1 protein-coding gene is annotated in these 1578 nt (G+C 36.9%); it reads left to right on the top strand.

From position 1 onward, the window contains the following. Window positions 1-235 precede the first annotated feature (235 nt). On the top strand, window positions 236-1578 hold a 1343-nt coding region (dnaA, locus tag AC1DPQ_RS27190; RefSeq protein ID WP_477611481.1), incomplete at its 3' end, for a chromosomal replication initiator protein DnaA.

Here is a 1578-nt window from a genome sequence, read left to right as displayed (position 1 = left end):
GATGGGGATGTATTGATGTTAAATTATGGTTAATGTGGATAACCAGTGTTAATAAATAGTTATCAACATAAAAAATTGAGGTTAAGCGGGCTACTATATTCCTTATCAGTACGTTACGATTTATTTGAAATTTTTGTTTAAAATGTTGATAATTTTCTCAATATTCGTAGTCCCTAAACGGACCATCCCTTTAATTCGAATAGGCACTGTAAACCAATAAATTATAGAAATCGCAATGGAAAAAACTTGTACAGAAGTATGGAAGAACTGTCTTCAAATTATTAAGGATAACATTCCGAGCCAAAGTTTCAAAACTTGGTTCGAGCCAATAACAGCCCTTAAATTGGAAGGTAAGGTTTTAACTATACAGGTGCCAAGTTTGTTCTTTTACGAATGGCTTGAAGAACATTATGTAGGCTTGCTTCGCAAGACTGTAAAAAAACAACTTGGAGAGGATGGCAGGTTGGAATATAACATCGTTGTAGATAAATCATCAAACAGCGGTAATCCTTATACTACCAATATGCCCTCAAATGGAAATGGAGCGGAGGCAAAGGTACAATCGATGCCGATTCCGGTTTCCATTAATAAGGATATTAAAAACCCATTTATTATCCCTGGATTAAAAAAATTAAATGTTGATCCACAATTAAACTCTAACTATACTTTCGAAAATTATATTGAGGGAGATTGCAACCGCTTGGCGCGTTCTGCAGGTTACGCTGTAGCTGCTAAACCAGGAGGTACATCTTTTAACCCGCTAATGATTTACGGAGGAGTAGGTTTGGGTAAAACGCACCTGGCGCAGGCAATCGGTAACGAGATTAAACGCAGCATGCCAGATAAATTGGTGATTTATGTAAGCTGTGAGAAATTCTGTCAGCAGTTTGTAGATTCATTAAAAAACAACACCATTAACGATTTCGTTAATTTTTACCAGGCAATGGATGTGATCATTATGGATGATGTACACAACTTTGCTGGTAAAGAAAAAACACAGGATATTTTCTTCCATATTTTCAATCACCTTCACCAATCGGGCAAACAGGTAATCTTAACATCTGATAAAGCACCGAAAGATTTAGCTGGTTTGGAAGAGCGTTTGTTAAGCCGTTTTAAATGGGGTTTATCTGCAGATTTACAGATTCCTGATCTGGAAACACGTATTGCCATTTTAAGAAAGAAAATGTATGCTGATGGTATTGAGTTACCAGGTGAGGTGGTAGAATATGTTGCACACAACATTGATAACAATGTGCGTGAGTTGGAGGGGGCTATGGTATCTCTGTTGGCACAGGCTACATTGAATAAAAAAGAAATTGATTTAGCCCTTGCTAAGCAAATGCTAAAGAACTTCATTAAAAATACTTCTAAAGAAATTTCAATGGAGTACATCCAGAAATTGGTTTGCGAGTATTTCGAGGTTCCTGTTGATATGGTTAAATCGCAAACACGTAAACGAGAAATTGTTCAGGCACGTCAGATTTCGATGTACCTTTCTAAAAGTCATACTAAATCATCGTTGAAAACAATTGGTGCTTTCTTCGGTGGCCGCGATCACAGTACCGTAATCTACGC

The organism is Pedobacter sp. 01T416_2 (assembly GCF_056398925.1).
Note: the sequence above shows the minus strand (reverse complement) of the source record. Positions and strands in the feature narration are given on the sequence as shown.